This is a genomic window from Streptomyces sporangiiformans, from assembly GCF_005768555.2.
GTDB lineage: Bacteria > Actinomycetota > Actinomycetes > Streptomycetales > Streptomycetaceae > Streptomyces > Streptomyces sporangiiformans.
Genome location: NZ_VCHX02000069.1, coordinates 1 through 20729 on the forward strand (window position 1 = coordinate 1; position 20729 = coordinate 20729).

Here is a 20729-nt window from a genome sequence, read left to right on the forward strand (position 1 = left end):
GCCGGGGGGGGGTGAAAAAGCGCGGGTGGGTGGGTGCGAGTCAGCCTGACACCTTGTCCTCAAGCGCCGGACGGGCTGGTGGATGCCGGCCTCGGCTGAAATGTTCAGCCCAGGCCTTGAGTGATTGGCCCGGGCCGCGGTAATTCAGCCTCTCCGGCGTTTGAGGAGCGGGGGTCCGGGGGCTGGCCCCCGGGAGCGGGGTCTGGGGCGGAGCCCCAGAAGGATGGGACGGGTAGGGGCGGCGGGGGCGAGAAAANGGGGCGGCGGGGGCGAGAAAACCCGTCACCTAGGGACCCGTACCACGCCCTCCTGGATCACCGAGATCGCCAACCGCCCGTCCCGCGTGTAGATCCGGGCCTGGCCAAGTCCCCGTCCCCCGGAGGCGGACGGAGACTCCTGGTCGTACAGGAGCCATTCGTCGGCGCGGAACGGACGGTGGAACCACATCGCGTGGTCCAGCGACGCACCGACGACGTCCCCGACAGCCCAGCCACCCCGCCCGTGCGCGAGCAGGATGGAGTCGAGCAGCGTCATGTCGGAGACGTACGTGGCGAGACACACATGCAGCAGCGGATCAGCCGTGAACTCGTCGAGTTTGCCGTTCGTACGGAACCACACCTGGGAGCGCGGCTCACGCGCCTCCCCCACCGTGGCGAACGGCGGCGCGTCCACATACCGGAGGTCCACCGCCTCCCGCGCCTCCAGCAACCTCTCCAGGACGCCCGGTTCACGGAACAACTCCGCGTACCTGGGCAGCGTCTCCTCCGCGGTCGGCAGCGTCTCGGGGTCGGGCGAGGCCGGCATGTCGGCCTGGTGCTCCATGCCTTCCTCGTACGTCTGGAAGGACGCGGAGAGGTGGAAGATCGGCTGCCCGTGCTGCACGGCCACGACCCGTCGGGTCGTGAAGGAACGGCCGTCGCGGATGCGGTCCACGGTGTAGACGATCGGCGCGCCGGGGTCTCCGGCGCGCAGGAAGTACGCGTGCAAGGAGTGGGCGAGCCGGTCCTCGGGAACCGTACGCCCGGCGGCGACCAGCGCCTGCGCGGCCACCTGCCCGCCGAAGACGCGCGGGACGACGGCGGACCGTGACCGGCCGCGGAAGATGTCCCGCTCGATCTGCTCCAGGTCGAGCAGATCGAGCAGGGACTGAAGTGCCTGACTCATGCCAGTGCCTACAGGCCCATGTCCTTCGCGATGATCATCTTCATGACCTCGCTGGTGCCGCCGTAGATCCGGTTGACGCGGTTGTCGGCGTACAGGCGGGCGATCGGGTACTCGTTCATGAAGCCGTAGCCGCCGTGCAGCTGGAGGCAGCGGTCGATGACACGGTGCGCGACCTCGGTGCAGAACAGCTTGGCGCTCGCGGCCTCCGCCGGGGTCAGCTCGTCCGCGTCGAGGGCCTCCAGGGCGCGGTCGGCGACGGCCTGGGCGGCGTCCACCTCGGCCTGGCAGGCGGCCAGCTCGAACTTGGTGTTCTGGAAGGCTGCGACCGGCTTGCCGAAGACGGTGCGCTCCTGCACGTACTCCTTGGCGAACCGGACGGCCGCCGCGGCCTGCGCGTACGCGCCGAAGGCGATGCCCCAGCGCTCGGAGGGCAGGTTGCCGCCGAGGTAGTAGAAACCCTTGTTCTCCTCGCCCAGCAGGTCGTCGACCGGCACCTTCACGTCGACGAACGCCAGCTCGGCGGTGTCGGAGGTCTTCAGGCCGAGCTTGTCCAGCTTGCGGCCGACGGAGTAGCCCTCGGCCTTGGTGTCGACGGCGAACAGGGATATGCCGAAGCGGCGATCGTCCTCGCGCGGGGCGGCGGTGCGGGCGCACACGATCACACGGTCGGCGTGCACACCGCCGGTGATGAAGGTCTTGGCGCCGTTGAGCACGTAGTGCGTGCCGTCGTCGGAGAGCTTCGCGGTGGTCTTCATGCCCGCGAGGTCGGAGCCGGTGCCCGGCTCGGTCATCGCGAGGGCCCACATCTCCTCGCCGGTGACGAACTTCGGCAGGAACCGCTTCTTCTGCTCATCGCTGGCGAGCATCTTGATGTAGGGCAGGCCGAGCAGCACGTGCACGCCGGAGCCGCCGAAGGAGACGCCCGCGCGGGCGGTCTCCTCGTACATCACGGCCTCGAACTTGTACGAGTCGATGCCGGCGCCGCCGTACTCCTCGTCCACGCGGATCCCGAAGACGCCCAGCTCGGCGAGCTTGTAGTAGAAGTCGCGCGGAGCCTGGCCCGCGGCGAACCACTCGTCGTAGACCGGTACGACCTCGGCCTCGATGAAGGCGCGCAGGGTCTCCCGGAACGCCTCGTGATCCTCGTTGAACACCGTACGGCGCACGCCGCCCACCTCCACCTGCAATTACGTACACGGGGTACATGTCTAAGCGCTTGCTCAGCCCCAACCGTACCGGCGAGTACAGACGCTCGTCCAGACCAACCACCCCGTAACGCTCGTCACGCCCCGGCCGCCGCGAAGGCCCCCTTCGCCATCCGCCGCAGCAGCGTCGCCGTGGCCGCACGCCCCGGGAGCGAGCCGGGGCGACCGAGATGCGGCGTGGAGTTCAGCAGCCCGAACACCGAGTGCACCGCCGAGCGAGCGGCCGGCTCAGCCAGTCCGGGATACACCTCGCGGACCACTTCCACCCACAGCTCGACGTACTGCCGCTGGAGCTGCCGTACGAGCTTGCGGTCACTGTCCCGGAGGCGGTCCAGCTCGCGGTCGTGCAGGGTGATGAGGGGACGGTCGTCGAGCGCGAAGTCGATGTGCCCCTCGATGAGCGAGTCGAGGACCGCCTCAGCCTCAGGACCCACGGGAACACCGAGTGCCCCAGAGGCACCAGAGACCCCAGGGGTCCCCGGGTTGCCCCCACCCTCGGCCTCGGCCTCCTGCAGGCGTCGCTTGGCACCGGTCAGCAGCTGCCCGCTGATCCCCACGAGCAGCTCGGCGAGCATCGCGTCCTTGCCCGCGAAGTGCCGGTACAGACCGGGACCGCTGATGCCGACCGCCGCGCCTATCTCGTCGACCCCGACGCCGTGGAAGCCGCGCTCGGCGAAGAGCCGGGCGGCCTCCTTGAGGATCTGTTCGCGGCGGGTGGGGGCGTGGGTTCTGGTGGCCATGGAAGCAATTCTAGACAGGGAGGTTAGCGGTCGTTAACCTGAGGGAAACGCGTTAACGCTCATTAACAAGTGAGGGGACTCCGCGATGCAGGAGGCACCGGAGCTGACGAGCGCGGCAGATCCCGCGTCGGCGGCCTGGCGGGCCAACGAGGCGGCGCACCGCGCGCTCGTCGACGAGCTGCGGCAGAAGCTGGCCACGGCCCGGCTCGGCGGCGGCGAGCGGGCACGGGCGCGGCACACCGCGCGCGGGAAGCTGCTGCCGCGCGACCGCGTGGACACGCTCCTCGACCCCGGCTCGCCCTTCCTGGAGCTGGCCCCGCTGGCGGCCGACGGGATGTACGGCGACCAGGCGCCGGCGGCGGGCGTCATCGCCGGGATCGGGCGGGTGAGCGGCCGCGAGTGCGTGGTCGTCGCCAATGACGCCACCGTCAAGGGCGGCACGTACTACCCGATGACGGTGAAGAAGCACCTGCGCGCCCAGGAGGTCGCGCTCGAAAACCGCCTCCCCTGTGTGTATCTGGTGGACTCCGGGGGCGCCTTCCTGCCGATGCAGGACGAGGTGTTCCCCGACCGCGAGCACTTCGGGCGGATCTTCTACAACCAGGCGCGGATGTCGGGGGCGGGCATCGCGCAGATCGCGGCGGTGCTGGGCTCGTGCACGGCGGGCGGTGCGTATGTGCCCGCGATGAGCGACGAGGCCGTGATCGTGCGCGGTCAGGGCACGATCTTCCTGGGCGGTCCGCCCCTGGTGAAGGCCGCGACGGGCGAGGTCGTCACCGCCGAGGAGCTGGGCGGCGGCGAGGTCCACTCCCGGGTCTCCGGGGTGACCGACCACCTCGCGGAGGACGACGCGCACGCGCTGCGGATCGTCCGCACGATCGTCTCCACGCTCCCCGCGCGCGGACAACTGCCCTGGTCGGTCGCACCGGCCGTGGAGCCGAAGGCGGACCCTGCCGGGCTGTACGGCGTGGTGCCGGTGGATTCCCGCACCCCCTATGACGTGCGCGAGGTCATCGCGCGCGTGGTCGACGGTTCGCGTTTCGCGGAGTTCAAGCCGGAGTTCGGGCAGACCCTCGTCACCGGCTTCGCCCGCGTGCACGGGCACCCGGTGGGGATCGTCGCCAACAACGGCATCCTGTTCTCCGAATCCGCCCAGAAGGGCGCCCACTTCGTCGAGCTCTGCGACCAGCGCGGGATTCCCCTGGTCTTCCTGCAGAACATCTCCGGCTTCATGGTCGGGCGCGACTACGAGGCGGGTGGCATCGCCAAGCACGGCGCCAAGATGGTCACGGCGGTGGCCTGTACGCGCGTACCGAAGCTGACGGTGGTCATCGGCGGGTCGTACGGCGCGGGCAACTACTCGATGTGCGGCCGGGCCTACTCGCCGCGCTTCCTGTGGATGTGGCCGAACGCCAAGATCTCCGTGATGGGCGGCGAACAGGCCGCGTCGGTCCTCGCGACCGTCAAGCGCGACCAGCTGGAGGCGCGCGGCGATGCCTGGCCGGCCGAGGAGGAAGAGGCCTTCAAGGAGCCGATCCGCGCGCAGTACGAGCACCAGGGGAACGCCTACTACGCGACGGCCCGGCTCTGGGACGACGGTGTGATCGACCCGGCCGAGACCCGGCAGGTACTGGGTCTGGCCCTGACCGCGTGCGCCAACGCGCCCCTGGGTGAGCCCGGGTTCGGCGTCTTCCGGATGTGACCGGGTGAGGGGACGGACGATGTTCGACACAGTGCTGGTGGCCAACCGGGGCGAGATCGCCGTACGGGTCATCCGTACGCTGCGGTCGCTGGGCGTGCGCTCGGTGGCGGTGTTCAGCGACGCCGACGCGGATGCCCGGCATGTGCGTGCGGCGGACACGGCGGTACGGATCGGCCCGGCGCCGGCGGGCGAGAGTTACTTGTCGGTGGAGCGGCTGCTGGAGGCCGCGGCGCGCACCGGGGCGCAGGCGGTGCACCCGGGCTACGGCTTCCTCGCGGAGAACGCCGCGTTCGCGCGCGCGTGCGCCGACGCCGGGCTGGTCTTCATCGGGCCGCCGGCGGACGCGATCGCGTTGATGGGCGACAAGATCCGCGCCAAGGAGACCGTGCGGGCGGCCGGGGTGCCGGTCGTGCCGGGGTCGAACGGCAGCGGGCTCACGGACGGCCAACTGGCCGACGCCGCCCGCGAGATCGGCATGCCCGTGCTGCTGAAGCCCTCGGCCGGCGGCGGCGGCAAGGGCATGCGGCTGGTCAGGGACGCGGAGCGGCTCGCCGACGAGATCGCGGCCGCCCGCCGCGAGGCCCGCGCGTCCTTCGGCGACGACACGCTGCTGGTGGAGCGGTGGATCGACCGGCCCCGGCACATCGAGATTCAGGTGCTCGCAGACGGCCACGGACAGGTGGTGCACCTGGGTGAGCGCGAGTGCTCCCTCCAGCGACGGCACCAGAAGATCATCGAGGAGGCGCCGAGTGTGCTCCTCGACTCCGCGACGCGCGCGGCGATGGGCGAGGCGGCGGTCCAGGCGGCCCGGTCCTGCGGTTACGAGGGGGCGGGCACGGTGGAGTTCATCGTGCCCGGGGGCGACCCTTCCTCGTACTTCTTCATGGAGATGAACACCCGCCTCCAGGTCGAGCATCCGGTGACCGAGATGGTCACGGGGGTGGATCTGGTGGAGTGGCAGCTGCGGGTCGCGGCGGGCGAGAAGCTGGCCTTCGGCCAGGACGACATCACGCTCACCGGGCACGCGGTCGAGGCCCGTATCTGCGCCGAGGACCCCTCCCGGGGCTTTCTGCCCTCCGGCGGCACGGTGCTCGCGCTGCACGAGCCGCAGGGTGACGGCGTGCGCACCGACTCCGGGTTGAGTGAGGGTACGGAGGTCGGTTCGCTGTACGACCCGATGCTGTCGAAGGTCGTCGCGTACGGTCCCGACCGCGCGACGGCGCTGCGGAAGCTTCGCGCGGCGCTGGCGGAGACGGTCACGTTGGGGGTCCCGACCAACGCCGGGTTCCTGCGGAGGCTGCTCGCCCACCCTGCCGTTGTGGCCGGGGAGTTGGACACGGGGCTGGTGGAGCGGGAGGTCGAGGGGCTCGTTCCGGGGGAGGTGCCGGGTGAGGTGTACGTGGCGGCGGGGTTGCTGCGACAGGCGGGTCTTTTCCCCAAGCAGCCTGAACGGCCTCGTCCTCAAACGCCGGACGGGCTGAGTGGCGTCAGCCCGGGCTGGGTTGATCCCTTCTCGCTACCCAGTGGTTGGCGGCTCGGCGGCGAACCGGCGTGGACTGTGCATCACTTGCGCGTACCAGGGCAGGAACCCGTGACCGTCCGCGTACGCGGCCCTCTGCACGACGCGGACGTCTCTTGGGGGCCTGGGGGCATGCCCCCAGCTTCGGGAAGGGGTGGGCTTGGGGAAGAGGAAGCCCCCTCCACCGCCACCCTCCACTTCGACGGCCTCACCCACACCTTCCACCGCGCCGCCGGCACTTGGCTCGGCCGCGACGGCGATTCCTGGAACGTCCTGGACCACGACCCCGTCGCCGCCTCCCTCACCGGTGCCGCCCGCGCGGGAGTCGACTCGCTCACCGCCCCCATGCCCGGCACGGTCACCGTCGTGAAGGTCGCCGTGGGGGACGAAGTGGCGGCCGGGCAGAGCCTGTTGGTGGTGGAGGCGATGAAGATGGAGCACGTCGTCTCCGCCCCGCACGCCGGCACCGTCACCGAGCTGGACGTCACGCCGGGCACGACCGTCGCCATGGACCAGGTGCTGGCCGTGCTCGAGCCGCTCGCAGCTCGAGCAGCGGAGGAGGACAGCGCATGACGACCCCCGAACTGGGACTTCCCATGGCCGTTCCCGCACCGGGGCTTCCCGCCACCGTACGGATCCATGAGGTCGGCGCCCGCGACGGTCTGCAGAACGAGAAGGCCACCGTCCCCACGGAGGTCAAGGCCGAGTTCATCCGGCGGCTCGCCGAAGCGGGGCTCAGCACCGTCGAGGCCACCAGCTTCGTCCACCCGAAGTGGGTGCCCCAGCTCGCCGACGCGGAGCAGCTGTTCCCCCTCGTACGGGACCTGTCCGACCTGAGCGGCACCGCCCTGCCCGTCCTCGTGCCGAACGAGCGCGGACTGGACCGGGCCCTGGCCCTGGGCGCGACCCGTATCGCCGTTTTCGCCAGCGCCACGGAGTCCTTCGCGAAGGCCAACCTCAACCGGACGGTCGACGAGGCGCTGGCCATGTTCGAGCCGGTGGTCGACCGGGCCAAGGCGCAGCGGGCCCACGTCCGCGGTTATCTCTCCATGTGCTTCGGCGACCCCTGGGAGGGGCCGGTCCCCGTAACCCAGGTCGTACGGGTCTGCCGGGCCCTGGTGGACATGGGCTGCGACGAACTGAGCCTCGGCGACACGATCGGCGTGGCGACCCCGGGCCATGTACAGGCACTCCTCGCCGCACTGGGCGAGGCGGGCGTTCCCGCCGCCGCCCTCGGCGTGCACTTCCACGACACCTACGGCCAGGCGCTCGCCAACACCCTGGCCGCGCTGCAGCACGGGGTGACCACCGTCGACGCGTCCGCCGGGGGCCTGGGCGGCTGCCCCTACGCCAAGTCCGCCACCGGCAACCTCGCCACCGAAGACCTCGTGTGGATGCTGCGGGGCCTCGGCATCGACACCGGAGTCGACCTCGACCGTCTCATCGCCACGAGCGTGTGGATGGCCGACCGACTGGGCCGACCCAGCCCTTCCCGCACCGTCCGCGCCCTCTCCCACAAGGAGTGATCCCCATGCCCCTGGACCATCGCCTCTCCCCCGAACTCGAGGAACTCCGCCGCACGGTCGAGGAGTTCGCTCACGATGTCGTGGCGCCGAAGATCGGCGACTTCTACGAGCGTCACGAGTTCCCGTACGAGATCGTCCGCGAGATGGGCCGGATGGGTCTGTTCGGGCTGCCGTTCCCGGAGGAGTACGGCGGCATGGGCGGCGACTATCTGGCGCTCGGCATCGCGCTCGAGGAACTCGCCCGGGTGGACTCCTCGGTGGCCATCACGCTGGAGGCGGGCGTCTCGCTGGGCGCGATGCCCATCCATGTGTTCGGCACCGAGGAGCAGAAGCGCGCGTGGCTGCCGCGGCTGTGCACGGGCGAGATCCTCGGCGCCTTCGGTCTGACGGAGCCCGACGGCGGCTCGGACGCCGGAGCGACCCGTACCACCGCCCGCCTCGACGCGTCGACGGACGAATGGGTGATCAACGGCACCAAGTGTTTCATCACCAACTCCGGGACGGACATCACGGGCCTGGTGACGGTCACGGCGGTCACGGGCCGCACTCCTGAGGGCAAGCCGCGCATCTCGTCGATCATCGTCCCGTCGGGAACCCCCGGCTTCACGGTCGCGGCCCCGTACTCGAAGGTCGGCTGGAACGCCTCGGACACAAGGGAGTTGTCCTTCGACGACGTACGCGTGCCCGCCGCGAACCTGCTGGGCGAGGAGGGCCGGGGTTACGCCCAGTTCCTGCGCATCCTCGACGAGGGCCGTATCGCCATCGCGGCGCTCGCGACGGGCCTGGCCCAGGGCTGCGTGGACGAGTCCGTGAAGTACGCCAAGGAGCGCCACGCGTTCGGGCGCCCGATCGGCGCGAACCAGGCCATCCAGTTCAAGATCGCCGATATGGAGATGAAGGCGCACACGGCCCGCCTCGCCTGGCGCGACGCCGCGTCCCGCCTGGTGAGCGGCGAACCCTTCAAGAAGGAGGCGGCCCTGGCCAAGCTCCACTCCTCCACGATCGCCGTCGACAACGCCCGCGACGCCACCCAGATCCACGGCGGCTACGGCTTCATGAACGAGTATCCGGTGGCCCGTATGTGGCGCGACTCCAAGATCCTGGAGATCGGCGAGGGCACGAGCGAGGTCCAACGCATGCTGATCGCCCGGGAGTTGGGCCTGACTGGCTGATAACTGCTGCAAATCCGCCCCTGCGGCACCCGGGCCGCGAAGGGAGTGCACAGGGCCCGCACAGGCGCGGACACGGGCACCATCCGGCGTTTCCGCAGGTGAACCCCGCCTTCTGGACAGCAGATGAGGTTAGGCTAACCTACCTTTTGAACTTGTCCGATGGGCGCTCCGCCCTGTGCGAAAGCAGTCACCACATGTCCAACGCCCGTTCCGCCCACCTCACCCGCCGCGGCATCCTCGCCGCGGGCGGCGCCCTCGGCCTCGGCGCCGTCCTAGCGGCCTGCGGCGACGAAGACGCGAAAAGCGGGGACTCGGCGGACAACACGCAGGCCGCCAAGTCCGGCTCGTGGACCTTCAAGGACGACCGCGGTGAGACCGCCAAGGGCGACAAGATCCCGACGAACATCGTCGCGTTCACCGGTGTCGCCGCCGCCCTCCACGACTACGGCATAGAGGTCAAGGGTGTCTTCGGTCCGACCAAGACCAAGACCGGCAAGGCCGACGTCCAGGCCGGCGATCTCGACATCAGCAAGGTGACGATCCTCGGCAACGTGTGGGGCCAGTTCAACATCGAGAAGTACGCGGGCCTGGCCCCCGACGCCCTGATCACCACGACGTTCGACGACGCCGGCACCCTCTGGTACGTCCCCGAGGAGTCCACGAAGAAGATCCTCGCCGTCGGCGCTCCGAGCGTCGCCATCTCGGTCTACGACCGCCAGATGACCAAGTCGCTGCAGCGCATGCTGGACCTCGCCGAGTCGCTGGGCGCCGACGTGAAGTCCGACGCGATCACCACGGCCAAGAAGCGCTTCGAGGACGCCGCCGCCAAGCTGCGCGCCGCCGCCAAGGCCAACCCCGACATCAAGGTGCTGGCCGGTTCCGCGAGCCAGGACATCTTCTATGTCTCGGGCACGAACCTCTCCATCGACCTGGAGTACTTCAAGGCACTCGGCGTGAACTTCGTCGAGCCTCCCGCCTCGGCCCTGAAGGCCAGCGGCGGCTGGTTCGAGAACCTGAGCTGGGAGAACGTCGACAAGTACGACGCGGACATCATCATGATGGACAACCGCTCCTCGACCATCCAGCCCGCCGACATCACCGAGGCCACCTGGAAGAAGCTGCCCGCGGTCAAGGCGGGCCAGGTCATCGCCCGCGACCCCGAGCCGATCCTGTCCTACGACAAGTGCACGCCGCTGCTCGAGAACCTCGCCCAGGCGATCGACAAGGCCAAGAAGGTCACCTGACCGCCTTGCCGGAGGCCTGTGGATGGTGCGGCCCGTACGTGGCTGGTCGCGCCCACGCGGCGGAGCCGCATATGTCACAGCCCCGCGCCCCTTACGGGGCTTTCCCCCTGACCTCGACTCAGGAGCACCCCATGACGACGGCCGTAGCCACCCCGTTCCGTTTTTTCTCTCTGCAGGTCGTACGGACGAGGCGGCTCGGCCCGTCACTCGTCCGGGTCTCCCTCACGGGCCCCGATCTGCACGCCTTCGCCTCCGACGGCCGCGACCAGAGCCTGTCGCTCTTCCTGCCGCAGCCGGGTCAGTCGGAGCCCGCCATCCCGGTCGAGGAGGGCGACGGCTGGTGGCAGGCGTGGCGTGAACTGCCCGACGACGTACGGGCGGTGATGCGTTCGTACACGCTGCGCGCCCTGCGGCGCGACGCGCACGGCAGCACCGTCGAGATCGATATCGACTTCGCGCTGCACGGCGTGGAGCCGGGGGCCGCGGCGCCCGCCGGCCCCGCGTCCCGCTGGGCGTCCCAGGCCGGCCCCGGCGACCGCGTCGTCGTACTCGGCCCCGCCGTCGCCGACAACAAGGCGATACGTTTCCGCCCGCCCGTCGGCGCCGACCTGGTCGTCATGTGGGCGGACGAGACCGCCCTGCCCGCCGCCACGGCCATCCTGGAGTCGCTGCCGGCGGGGACCAGGGCCCGCGTCTGGCTGGAGGTCCCGCACGCCGGCGACCGCCTGGAACCCCTCACCGCCGCGGACGCCGAGATCACATGGCTCGTACGCGACGAGGGGGCACCCGACGCCCTCGACGCGATCCGTGCCGCCGAACTCCCGCACACCAGGGCCCCGTACGCCTGGATCGCCGGCGAGTCGGGCCGGGTGAAGGAGCTGCGCCGGCATCTCGTGCGCGAGCGGGAGTTCGACCGCAGGCGGGTCACGTTCGTGGGCTACTGGCGGCGCGGGATGACCGAGGAGCAACTGCGCGAGCGGGGAGAGGGATAGATCACATCGCTCTGTGATCACCTCTTCACGAATTGAAACTTAGGTTAGGCTAACCTAAGTTGAAGCTCGCGTTCCGCCCCTCTTCCTGTCCCCCGGAGGAAACCCCCCATGCGCTCGCACCTGCTCAATGACACGACCACGGAGCGGTACCGCAGCTCCGTGACCGAAGGAATCGAGCGGGTGGCGGCCAGAATCGCCACCACCGACCGTCCGTTCACCGGCGTCACGGTCGACGCCCTGTCTCCCCACATCGAGCGGATCGACCTGGACCGCCCGCTGCACGACACCACCGCGGTCCTCGACGAGCTGGAGGAGATCTACCTCAAGGACGCGGTCTACTTCCACCACCCGCGCTATCTCGCCCACCTCAACTGCCCGGTCGTCATCCCGGCCGTGGTCGGCGAGGCCGTTCTGTCGGCCGTCAACTCCTCCCTGGACACCTGGGACCAGTCGGCCGGCGGCACCCTCATCGAGCGCAAACTCATCGACTGGACCACCGAGCGCATCGGCCTGGGCCCGGCCGCCGACGGCGTGTTCACCAGCGGCGGTACCCAGTCCAACCTCCAGGCGCTGCTGCTGGCCCGCGAGGAGGCCAAGACCGACTCGAACGCCAAACTGCGCATCTTCGCCTCCGAGGTGAGCCACTTCAGCGTCAAGAAGTCGGCCAAACTGCTCGGCCTGAGCCCCGACTCGGTCGTCTCCCTGCCCGTCGACCACGACAAGCGCATGCAGACGGTCGCGCTCGCCCACGAACTGGAGCGCTGCCGCCAGGACGGGCTGATCCCGATGGCCGTCGTCGCCACCGCGGGCACCACCGACTTCGGCTCCATCGACCCGCTCCCCGAGATCGCCGAGCTGTGCGACCAGTTCGGCACCTGGCTGCACGTCGACGCGGCGTACGGCTGCGGGCTGCTCACATCGCTGAAGAACCGGGACCGCATCGACGGCATCGAGCGTGCCGACTCCGTCACCGTCGACTACCACAAGTCGTTCTTCCAGCCGGTCAGTTCGTCCGCCGTGCTGGTCCGCGACGCGGCCACGCTGCGGCACGCCACGTACCACGCGGAGTACCTCAACCCGCGCCGCATGGTGCACGAGCGCATCCCCAACCAGGTCGACAAGTCCCTGCAGACCACTCGCCGGTTCGACGCCCTCAAGCTGTGGATGACCCTGCGCGTGATGGGCGCCGACGGCATCGGCGAGCTCTTCGACCAGGTCTGCGCCCGCGCGGCGGAGGGCTGGGAACTGCTCGCCGCCGACCCGCGCTTCGACGTGGTCGTCCAGCCCTCGCTGTCCACCCTGGTCTTCCGCCACATCCCCGCCGACGTCACCGACCCGGCCGAGATCGACCGCGCCAACCTGTTTGCCCGCAAGGCGCTGTTCGCCTCCGGTGACGCGGTCGTCGCGGGCACCAAGGTCGGCGGCCGCCACTACCTCAAGTTCACCCTGCTCAACCCCGAGACCACGACGGCCGACATAGCCGTCGTACTCGACCTGATCGCCGGCCACGCCGAGCAGTACCTGGGAGAGTCCCTTGACCGCGCTTCCTGAATCCCCGGAAAAGATCCGCGACTTCGTGGGGATCGGGCTGGGCCCCTTCAACCTCGGCCTCGCCTGCCTCACCGAGCCGATCACCGAACTCGACGGGGTCTTCCTGGAGTCCAAGCCCGACTTCGAGTGGCACTCCGGGATGTTCCTGGAGGGCGCGCACCTCCAGACGCCGTTCATGTCGGACCTCGTCACCCTCGCCGACCCGACGTCCCCGTACTCCTTCCTCAACTACCTGAAGGCGTCCGGCCGTCTGTACTCGTTCTACATCCGCGAGAACTTCTACCCGCTGCGCGTCGAGTACGACGACTACTGCCGCTGGGCGGCCGCGCAGCTCTCCAGCATCCGCTTCAACACGACGGTCACCGAGGTCACACACGCCGACGGCGTCTACGTCGTACGGACGGAAGGCGGCCAGACCTACCGCGCCCGCCACCTCGTGCTCGGCACCGGCACACCCCCGTACATCCCCGAGGCCTGTCACGGCCTCGAAGGGGACTTCATCCACAACTCCCGCTACCAGCAGCACAAGCGGGAGCTCCAGCGGAAGAAGTCCATCACGCTGGTCGGCAGCGGACAGTCCGCCGCGGAGATCTACTACGACCTGCTGAGCGAGATCGACGTCCACGGCTACCGGCTGAACTGGGTCACGCGCTCCCCGCGGTTCTTCCCGCTGGAATACACCAAGCTCACGCTGGAGATGACCTCCCCGGAGTACATCGACTACTTCCACGCGCTGCCGGAGCGGACCCGCTACCGCCTCCAGTCCCAGCAGAAGGGCCTGTTCAAGGGCATCGACGGCGAACTGATCAACGAGATCTTCGACCTGCTCTACCAGAAGAACCTCCGCGGCCCGGTCCCCACGCGCCTGATCACCAACTCCTCGCTCACCACCGCGTCCCACGACAACGGCACATACGTCCTGGGCCTGCGCCAGGAGGAGCAGGAGAAGGACTACGAGCTGCACTCCGAGGGCCTGATCCTGGCGACCGGCTACCGGTACACCGAGCCCGAGTTCCTGAAGCCCGTACGCGACCGGATCCGCTACGACGCTCAGGGCAACCACGACGTGGCCCGCAACTACGCCATCGACACCACGGGCCGCGGCATCTTCCTGCAGAACGCCGGCGTGCACACGCACTCGATCACATCACCGGACCTCGGCATGGGCGCCTACCGCAACGCGTACATCATCCGCGAGCTGCTCGGCTCCGAGTACTACCCCGTCGAGAAGGCCATCGCGTTCCAGGAGTTCGCCATATGAGCTCGACGACCGCCCTCGGGACGCTCTCGCTGCGTCCCCTCGACCCGCTCGCCGACACGGAGCTGCTGCACTCCTGGGTGACGCACCCCAAGGCGGCCTACTGGATGATGCAGGACGCCGAACTCCAGGACGTGGAGCGCGAGTACATGGCCATCGCGGCCAACGAGCACCACCACGCCTACCTGGGGTTCCACGACGGTGAACCCGCGTTCCTGATGGAGAAGTACGACCCCCGGTACATCGAGCTCGTCGGCCTGTACGAACCCGAGCCGGGCGATGTCGGCATGCACTTCCTGGTGGCGCCGACGGACACCCCGGTGCACGGCTTCACCCGAGCCGTGATCACCGCGGTGATGGAGTCCCTGTTCGCCGACCCGCGCACCCGGCGGGTCGTCGTCGAACCGGATGTGAGCAACACGGCGGTGCACGCGCTGAACGAGACCGTCGGCTTCGTACCCGTCCGCGAGATCGAGAAGCCGGAGAAGCGCGCACTGCTGTCCTTCTGCACGCGCGAACGCTTCTTTAATAGGCACAGCTTGGCTGCGCGAGGAGTTTCGATATGACCCTGTCCGACGCCGTGGCGCATCTGTCCCCCCATCGCTGGGCGCGGGCCAACCGCCTCCTCATCCGCAAGGCCCTCGCCGAGTTCGCCCACGAGCGGCTCATCACGCCGGAGCCGGAGGGCGACGAGGGCACGGGCCGGTACGTCGTCCGCAGCGACGACGGCCTGACCCGGTACGAGTTCACCGCCACCCGCCGCGCCCTCGACCACTGGCAGGTCGACGCCGACTCGATCACCCGCCACCACGACGGCCGCGAACTCCCGCTCGCCGCCCTCGACTTCTTCATCGAGTTGCAGAAGACGCTCGGCCTGAGCGACGAGATCCTGCCCGTCTACCTGGAGGAGATCTCCTCCACCCTGTCCGGGACCTGCTACAAGCTCACCAAGCCGCAGATCCCGGTCGCCGAGCTGGTGCGCTCCGGTTTCCAGGCCATCGAGACCGGCATGACCGAGGGCCACCCCTGCTTCGTCGCCAACAACGGGCGGCTCGGCTTCGGCGTCCACGAGTACCTCTCCTACGCCCCCGAGACCGCGAGCCCGGTGCGGCTGGTCTGGCTGGCCGCGCACCGCTCGCGGGCGGCCTTCACGGCGGGCGTGGGCATCGAGTACGAGGCGTTCCTGCGGGACGAGCTGGGCGCCGAGACGGTCGAGCGCTTCCACACCGTTCTGCGCGAGCAGGACCTCGACCCGGCGGACTACCTCCTCATCCCCGTCCACCCCTGGCAGTGGTGGAACAAACTCACGGTCACCTTCGCCGCCGAGGTCGCCCAGCGGCACCTCGTGTGCCTCGGCGAGGGCGACGACGAGTATCTGGCCCAGCAGTCGATCCGGACCTTCTTCAACAAGAGCGCCCCGGAAAAGCACTACGTGAAGACCGCCCTGTCGGTCATCAACATGGGCTTCATGCGCGGCCTGTCCGCCGCGTACATGGAGGCGACCCCGGCCATCAACGACTGGCTGGCCGGGCTCATTGTCAACGACCCGGTGCTGAGGTCCACCGGACTGTCGGTCATCCGCGAGCGCGCGGCCGTCGGGTACCGGCACCTGGAGTACGAGGCCGCCACCGACCGTTACTCGCCGTACCGCAAGATGCTCGCCGCGCTGTGGCGCGAAAGCCCCGTGTCCTCGCTGCAGGAGGGGGAGTCCCTGGCCACGATGGCCTCGCTGGTGCATGTCGACCACGAGGGCGCGTCGTTCGCGACCGCGCTGATCGAGCGTTCGGGCCTGCCGCCGGTGGAATGGCTGCGCCGCTATCTGCACGCGTATCTCACGCCGCTGCTGCACAGCTTCTACGCGTACGACCTGGTGTTCATGCCGCACGGCGAGAACGTCATCCTGGTCCTCAAGGACGGCGTCGTGCAGCGCGCGATCTACAAGGACATCGCCGAGGAGATCGCGGTCATGGACCCGGACGCGGTGCTGCCGCCCGCGGTCGAGCGGCTCCGTGTCGAGGTGCCCGAGGACAAGAAGCTCCTGTCGATCTTCACGGACGTCTTCGACTGCTTCTTCCGCTTCCTCGCCGCGGACCTCGCCGGTGACGGCGTCCTGGACGAGACCGACTTCTGGCGGACGGTCGCCGACTGCGTACGCGACTACCAGGCGGCCAGGCCCGAACTCGCGGACAAGTTCCGGCAGTACGACATGTTCGCGCCCGAGTTCGCGCTGTCCTGCCTCAACCGGCTGCAGCTGCGGAACAACAAGGAGATGGTGGACCTCGCCGACCCGGCCGGAGCCCTCCAGCTCGTCGGGACGCTGAAGAACCCCATCGCCGGGCTGTAGCAACGGCCCCCACCAGCAGGCGGGCGCCCCCACGTACGGTCCCAGGGGGCGCCCGCCGCCATGTTCGCTCAAGTATCGGCTACCGGTCGGGCCAAGGGACCTGCGGCGAACGGTGATAGCCGATCCCCAGCGCGTCCCACCGCGGTGCCTGCGCCGCCAGCCGCACCTTGTAGGCGTCCCAGTCGTGCGTCGACGCGGGCGACCAGCCGAGCTCCGCCACACCGGGCAGCCTCGGGAAGGCCATGTACTCGATGTGCGCCGAGGTGGAGATCGTCTCCGTCCACAGCGGCGCCTCGACGCCCTGGATGGCTGAACCGGGCGCTCCGGGAAGGTAGTTGCCCGGGTCCCAGTCGTACGAGCGCCGCGCCTCCACATGGCCCGCCCAGTCGAGGCCGAGCGGGGTGTCCTTGTCGTACTTCATGTCGAGGTAGATCCGGTCGGCCGGCGACAGGACGATGCCGGTGCCGTTCCGCGCGGCCGCCGCGACCTGTTCCTTCTCGGCGGCGCTCGTACTGTCCAGGCCCCAGTACTGGGCCAGCGCTCCCGGCGCCGGACTCGCGCCGGTCAGCTGGTGCCAGCCGACCACGGTCTTGCCGTACTCGGCGACGACCGGCTGCACGCGGTCCATGAACTTCACGTAGTCCTCATGGCTGGTCGAGTGCGCCTCGTCGCCGCCGATGTGGAGGTAGCGCCCCGGCGTGAGCGCGGCCAGTTCGCGGATGACATCGTCGACGAAGTCGTAGGTGATCTCCTTCGGCACGCACAGCGAGCTGAACCCGACGTCGGTGCCGGTGTAGAGCGGGGGTGCGACACCGTCGCAGTTCAGCTCCGCGTATGAGGCGAGCGCGGCGTTCGTGTGGCCGGGCATGTCGATCTCGGGCACGACCTCCAGATAGCGGGAGGCGGCGTACCGGACGATCTCCTTGTACTGCTCCTTGGTGTAGTGGCCGCCCGGCCCGCCGCCGACCTGCGTGGAGCCGCCGTACGTCGCGAGCCGCGGCCAGGAGTCGACGGCGATGCGCCAGCCCTGGTCGTCGCTCAGGTGCAGATGCAGCTTGTTGACCTTGTAGAGGGCCAGCTGGTCGATGTAGCGCTTGACTTGGCCGACGGTGAAGAAGTGCCGGGCGACGTCCAGCATCGCGCCGCGGTAGCCGTAGCGCGGCGTGTCCGTGATGGTGCCGCCCGCGATGAGCCACGGTCCGGGCTGCACGGAGTCCTTCTCGACGGCGGCGGGCAGGAGCTGGCGCAGCGTCTGCACGCCGTGGAAGAGCCCGGCGGGCTTCCGGGCGGTGATGGTGACGGCTTGCCTGCCGCTCTGCAGCCGGTAGCCCTCCTCGCCCAGCCCGGCGTCGCCGCGGGTGAGCCGGAGCCGGATCCCGTCGCGGCCCGCGTCGTCCGTGACCGGCAGCCGGTAGCCGGTCGACGGCCGCAGCACGTCGGCGAGATACGAGCCGATCCGGCGGACCTCGGGCGAGTCGTCCACGCGGATACGGGTGCCACTGGTGATCCGGTACGGGGATCCGCCCGCGTCGACCGAGGCGGGAGCCGGAACCACCTGGCCGAGCGGGGTGGCGGACATGCCCTCGGCGGGGGCGGGTCCGGCGCCGAGGGCACAGACACCGGCGGCCGCCACGAGCAGCAGCGAACCTAAGAGGCGGGGCGTTCTGTGGTGCTGTCTCACAAGCGCTCCCTTCCATGAGTTCCCCGAGAGCCCTCCACGAGCCCCGATGGGTATAGACCAACTCTCTCGCGAGACCGGTGAAACAATCCCCCGTATGGCGGAAATCATCCAGAAGGACGGCACCTGGGCCTTCGACGGCGATGCGTTGCGGCTCACCCCTGGCCGCGAGAAGAACGTGAGCCTGCTGCGCAAGACGCTGGGCGAACTCACCGTTCCGCTGGGTGCGTTGGCGGGGATCTCCTTCGAGCAGGGCAAGAAGTCCGGGCGGCTCAGAATCCGGCTGCGCGACGGTGCCGACCCGTTGTTACAGGCGACCGGAGGCAAGCTCGTGGACTCCTCCGACCCGTACCAACTGGCCGTCGAATCGGACCGGTACGGCGTCGCCGAGTACTTCGTGGACGAGATCCGCAACGCGCTGCTGCTGGACCAGGTGCCGTCCACGGCCGTCGACCGCTATCTGCTGCCGGGACCGCCGGTGCCGCTGTCGGTGTCCGCCGGGGACGGCACCGCGAGCTTCGACGGGGAGTCCGTCCGGCTGGAGTGGAACTGGAAGACCGAGGAGGCGAAGGCGGCCGCCGGCGGCCGCACGCTCGCCCTGGCAGACATCCGGGCCGTGGAGTGGCACCCGGCTGCCGGCCTCGAGAACGGCTACCTCCGCTTCACCGTCCACAACGCCGCGACCAAGGCCCCGCCGAAGTACGACCCCAACTCCGTGGAGCTGTGGGGCTTCAAGAAGGACCCGCTCATGGCGCTGGTGGCGGCGGCGGTACAGGTGCGTCTGCCGCATCCATCGGCGCCACCGGTCGCGGACGCGCCGCTGAAGCAGCACTCCCCCGGTGCCGTCTCCGCCCCGGAGCGGCCCGCCGAGGCCGACCACGACGCCCTGCTGCGCCGTCTGCGCGAGCTCGGCGAGCTGCACAAGTCCGGGGTCCTCACGGACGAGGAGTTCACGCTGGCCAAGCAGGCGGTCCTCAAGCGGATGTAGCAGGCGGTCCTCGAGCGGACGCCGAGGACCGCCAGTCCGCGGCCGGTCAGACCCGGCGCGCGAGGGTGAAGCGGTCGACCTCCTCGCCCGTCTCGGCGATCCCCCGCACGGTCAGCGTGGCCGTGCGCCCCTTGGGCGCGGGCGTCACATCCACCCGCAGGAACGAGTAGTCCAGGTACCGCACCCGCGACCACGCGACCGTCTCCTGCTGCCGGCCGCCGTCCTTGAGGCAGACGAACGACGAGACGGCGTCGTTCTCCTTCTCGTGCCCCTCGTACGACTCGTCGGCGCTGAACGCGTACAGGCTGCGGCCCGCCGCGCCCGCCGTCACGTACACGACGCCGTCCGTCTCCGGGTGGGCGGTGCCACCGATCGGCAGCTGCCGGGAGACCTCGCCGCCCTTGATCACGTCGGTGCGCTCGTAGACGTGGTTGTGGCCGTTGATCACCAGGTCGACGGTGTACTTCTCGAACAGCGGCACCCACTCCTTTCGCACCCCGCCCTCGGAGGCGTGCGCGGTCGAGGTGCAGTACGCGCAGTGGTGGAAGAAGACGACGACGAAGTCGATGCCCTCCGCGGCGCGGTACTCACGCAGCCGGCGTTCCAGCCATGCCGTCTGTGTGCCGCCGGAGATACCGAGGTTGGCCGGGATCTCGAAGGAGATGTCGTTGGCGTCCAGCGAGATCACGGCGGTGTTGCCGTGCACGAAGGAGTAGACGCCGGGCAGGTTCTTCGTGTCGGGCCCGTTCTCCGGGAGCTGCCAGCGGGCCTCCTCGCCGCCGTAGCCGTTCGGCGAGTACCAGGCCTCCATGTCGTGGTTGCCGTACGACACCATCCACGGCACCTGCTTGGCGACCGACTCGGTCTGGGCGAGGAACTGGTCCCAGACGCGCGAGTCGAAGCCGGTGTCGGAGGACTTGCCCTGTCCCGTCGGGTCGCCGTACGCGATGTCGCCCGCGTGCAGGTGGAAGGCCGGGTTCTGACCGAGGATCAGGCTGTCGTTGGCCAGCGCGTGGTAACTGACGCCCTGGTCGCCGAAGGCGGTGAAGGTGAATGGCTCGGCGTGCGCGGGCGCGGTGGTGAAGGTGCCGATCGTGCCCGCGAGATGCGGGGCCGCCGGGTCGAAGCCGTCGTGGCCGACGCCGTAGTAGTACGTACTGCCGGGACGCAGTCGCGTGAGCCGGGCGTGCAGGTAGTACTGGGTGTGGTCGCCGCTCGCGCCGACGCCGGCGGGCGTGAAGAGTGTCCTGACCTCGGCCTCGATCTTGCGCGAGAGGTCCCACGGGTGGGCTCCGACGCGGATGTACGGCTTCCGCACCGCGACCGGGACCTGCCAGGAGACGGTCATCTCGGTGCGCGGGTCGGCACCGTAGGCGAGGTGGCGGCCGAGGGGAGCGACGAGGGACCCGTCGATCTCGTCGGTGCGCGTCCGCGGGCTCGGAACCGCCGCCTCGGCGGTCGCGCCCGGCACGAAGGAGCCGCCCACGACGGCGCCCAGGGTGACGGCACCGCCTCTGATCATCGTTCGCCGGGAGAATCCGGCCTGCAGGTACTCGTGCTGCTCGGCCAGGCTCATCCGATCGGCCAGTTTCTCCGGGACACCCATGCGGGGAATGTTCATGGCCGGAAAGGTCCTCCCCGCACCC

Annotated in this window: 16 protein-coding genes; 11 read left to right on the top strand and 5 right to left on the bottom strand. The window is 69.7% G+C overall.

Annotated elements, in window-relative coordinates:
- Positions 1-282: 282 nt before the first annotated feature.
- The 3 genes from tesB to FGD71_RS06275 form a co-directional block, all read right to left on the bottom strand.
- Positions 283-1164 carry an acyl-CoA thioesterase II gene (gene tesB / locus FGD71_RS06265; RefSeq protein WP_119099382.1) on the bottom strand — a complete coding sequence of 294 codons (882 nt, stop codon included), beginning with the start codon at positions 1162-1164 and terminating at the stop codon, positions 283-285.
- Between the two features lie 8 nt (positions 1165-1172).
- A complete protein-coding gene (locus FGD71_RS06270; RefSeq protein ID WP_119099419.1) occupies positions 1173-2330 on the bottom strand; it encodes an acyl-CoA dehydrogenase family protein in 1158 nt (385 codons plus the stop codon).
- 116 nt (positions 2331-2446) lie between these two features.
- Positions 2447-3109: a TetR/AcrR family transcriptional regulator gene (locus tag FGD71_RS06275; protein WP_119099383.1), complete on the bottom strand. Its 663-nt coding sequence runs from the start codon at positions 3107-3109 to the stop codon at positions 2447-2449.
- Positions 3110-3194: 85 nt separating this feature from the next.
- Between FGD71_RS06275 and FGD71_RS06280 the strand changes: the two genes are divergently transcribed.
- The 10 genes from FGD71_RS06280 to FGD71_RS06325 all read left to right on the top strand — a co-directional run bounded on the left by FGD71_RS06280 (position 3195) and on the right by FGD71_RS06325 (position 16417).
- Positions 3195-4811 carry a carboxyl transferase domain-containing protein gene (locus FGD71_RS06280; protein WP_119099384.1) on the top strand — a complete coding sequence of 539 codons (1617 nt, stop codon included), beginning with the start codon at positions 3195-3197 and terminating at the stop codon, positions 4809-4811.
- Positions 4812-4830: 19 nt separating this feature from the next.
- Positions 4831-6903 (top strand): acetyl/propionyl/methylcrotonyl-CoA carboxylase subunit alpha, encoded by a 2073-nt coding sequence (locus tag FGD71_RS06285; RefSeq protein WP_119099385.1) that lies wholly within the window; start codon positions 4831-4833, stop codon positions 6901-6903.
- Entirely contained in the window at positions 6900-7856 is a 957-nt protein-coding gene (locus FGD71_RS06290) for a hydroxymethylglutaryl-CoA lyase (RefSeq protein WP_119099386.1), read from the top strand. Before FGD71_RS06285 ends, FGD71_RS06290 begins: the two co-directional genes overlap by 4 nt.
- A gap of 11 nt (positions 7857-7867) precedes the next feature.
- Entirely contained in the window at positions 7868-9028 is a 1161-nt protein-coding gene (locus tag FGD71_RS06295; protein ID WP_119099420.1) for an acyl-CoA dehydrogenase family protein, read from the top strand.
- Between the two features lie 194 nt (positions 9029-9222).
- The gene (locus FGD71_RS06300; protein ID WP_119099387.1) at positions 9223-10272 is read left to right on the top strand and encodes an ABC transporter substrate-binding protein; all 1050 of its coding nucleotides are present in this window, start codon (positions 9223-9225) and stop codon (positions 10270-10272) included.
- Between the two features lie 131 nt (positions 10273-10403).
- Positions 10404-11264: a siderophore-interacting protein gene (locus FGD71_RS06305; RefSeq protein ID WP_119099388.1), complete on the top strand. Its 861-nt coding sequence runs from the start codon at positions 10404-10406 to the stop codon at positions 11262-11264.
- 108 nt (positions 11265-11372) lie between these two features.
- Positions 11373-12815, top strand: a complete 1443-nt coding sequence (gene desA / locus FGD71_RS06310) for a lysine decarboxylase DesA (protein WP_119099389.1) — start codon at positions 11373-11375, stop codon at positions 12813-12815.
- A complete protein-coding gene (locus FGD71_RS06315) occupies positions 12799-14076 on the top strand; it encodes a lysine N(6)-hydroxylase/L-ornithine N(5)-oxygenase family protein (RefSeq protein WP_119099390.1) in 1278 nt (425 codons plus the stop codon). The genes desA and FGD71_RS06315 overlap by 17 nt, the downstream gene beginning before the upstream one ends.
- Entirely contained in the window at positions 14073-14639 is a 567-nt protein-coding gene (locus FGD71_RS06320; protein WP_119099391.1) for a GNAT family N-acetyltransferase, read from the top strand. Before FGD71_RS06315 ends, FGD71_RS06320 begins: the two co-directional genes overlap by 4 nt.
- Complete coding sequence (locus tag FGD71_RS06325; RefSeq protein ID WP_119099392.1) at positions 14636-16417, top strand: IucA/IucC family protein; 1782 nt, start codon at positions 14636-14638, stop codon at positions 16415-16417. Before FGD71_RS06320 ends, FGD71_RS06325 begins: the two co-directional genes overlap by 4 nt.
- Positions 16418-16496: 79 nt before the next feature.
- On the opposite strand, the gene FGD71_RS06330 is transcribed toward FGD71_RS06325, so the two are convergent.
- On the bottom strand, positions 16497-18098 hold the full coding sequence (locus FGD71_RS06330) for a beta-N-acetylhexosaminidase (protein WP_119099393.1): 1602 nt from the start codon (positions 18096-18098) through the stop codon (positions 16497-16499).
- Between the two features lie 94 nt (positions 18099-18192).
- Here FGD71_RS06330 and FGD71_RS06335 point away from each other — a divergent pair, with 94 nt between their 5' ends.
- Positions 18193-19083, top strand: a complete 891-nt coding sequence (locus FGD71_RS06335) for a DUF4429 domain-containing protein (protein WP_119099394.1) — start codon at positions 18193-18195, stop codon at positions 19081-19083.
- Between the two features lie 46 nt (positions 19084-19129).
- On the opposite strand, the gene FGD71_RS06340 is transcribed toward FGD71_RS06335, so the two are convergent.
- Positions 19130-20689: a purple acid phosphatase family protein gene (locus tag FGD71_RS06340; RefSeq protein ID WP_181359130.1), complete on the bottom strand. Its 1560-nt coding sequence runs from the start codon at positions 20687-20689 to the stop codon at positions 19130-19132.
- Positions 20690-20729 lie beyond the last annotated feature (40 nt).

What these genes read in the sequence shown, in the direction of transcription:
- desA (WP_119099389.1), top strand. Translation starts at nt 11,373, where the DNA reads ATGCGCTCGCACCTGCTCAATGACACGACCACGGAGCGGTACCGCAGC.
- FGD71_RS06305 (WP_119099388.1), top strand. Translation starts at nt 10,404, where the DNA reads ATGACGACGGCCGTAGCCACCCCGTTCCGTTTTTTCTCTCTGCAGGTC.
- FGD71_RS06285 (WP_119099385.1), top strand. Translation starts at nt 4,831, where the DNA reads ATGTTCGACACAGTGCTGGTGGCCAACCGGGGCGAGATCGCCGTACGG.
- FGD71_RS06340 (WP_181359130.1), bottom strand. Translation starts at nt 20,689, where the DNA reads ATGGGTGTCCCGGAGAAACTGGCCGATCGGATGAGCCTGGCCGAGCAG.
- FGD71_RS06280 (WP_119099384.1), top strand. Translation starts at nt 3,195, where the DNA reads ATGCAGGAGGCACCGGAGCTGACGAGCGCGGCAGATCCCGCGTCGGCG.
- FGD71_RS06320 (WP_119099391.1), top strand. Translation starts at nt 14,073, where the DNA reads ATGAGCTCGACGACCGCCCTCGGGACGCTCTCGCTGCGTCCCCTCGAC.
- FGD71_RS06300 (WP_119099387.1), top strand. Translation starts at nt 9,223, where the DNA reads ATGTCCAACGCCCGTTCCGCCCACCTCACCCGCCGCGGCATCCTCGCC.
- FGD71_RS06325 (WP_119099392.1), top strand. Translation starts at nt 14,636, where the DNA reads ATGACCCTGTCCGACGCCGTGGCGCATCTGTCCCCCCATCGCTGGGCG.
- FGD71_RS06290 (WP_119099386.1), top strand. Translation starts at nt 6,900, where the DNA reads ATGACGACCCCCGAACTGGGACTTCCCATGGCCGTTCCCGCACCGGGG.
- FGD71_RS06335 (WP_119099394.1), top strand. Translation starts at nt 18,193, where the DNA reads ATGGCGGAAATCATCCAGAAGGACGGCACCTGGGCCTTCGACGGCGAT.
- FGD71_RS06275 (WP_119099383.1), bottom strand. Translation starts at nt 3,109, where the DNA reads ATGGCCACCAGAACCCACGCCCCCACCCGCCGCGAACAGATCCTCAAG.
- tesB (WP_119099382.1), bottom strand. Translation starts at nt 1,164, where the DNA reads ATGAGTCAGGCACTTCAGTCCCTGCTCGATCTGCTCGACCTGGAGCAG.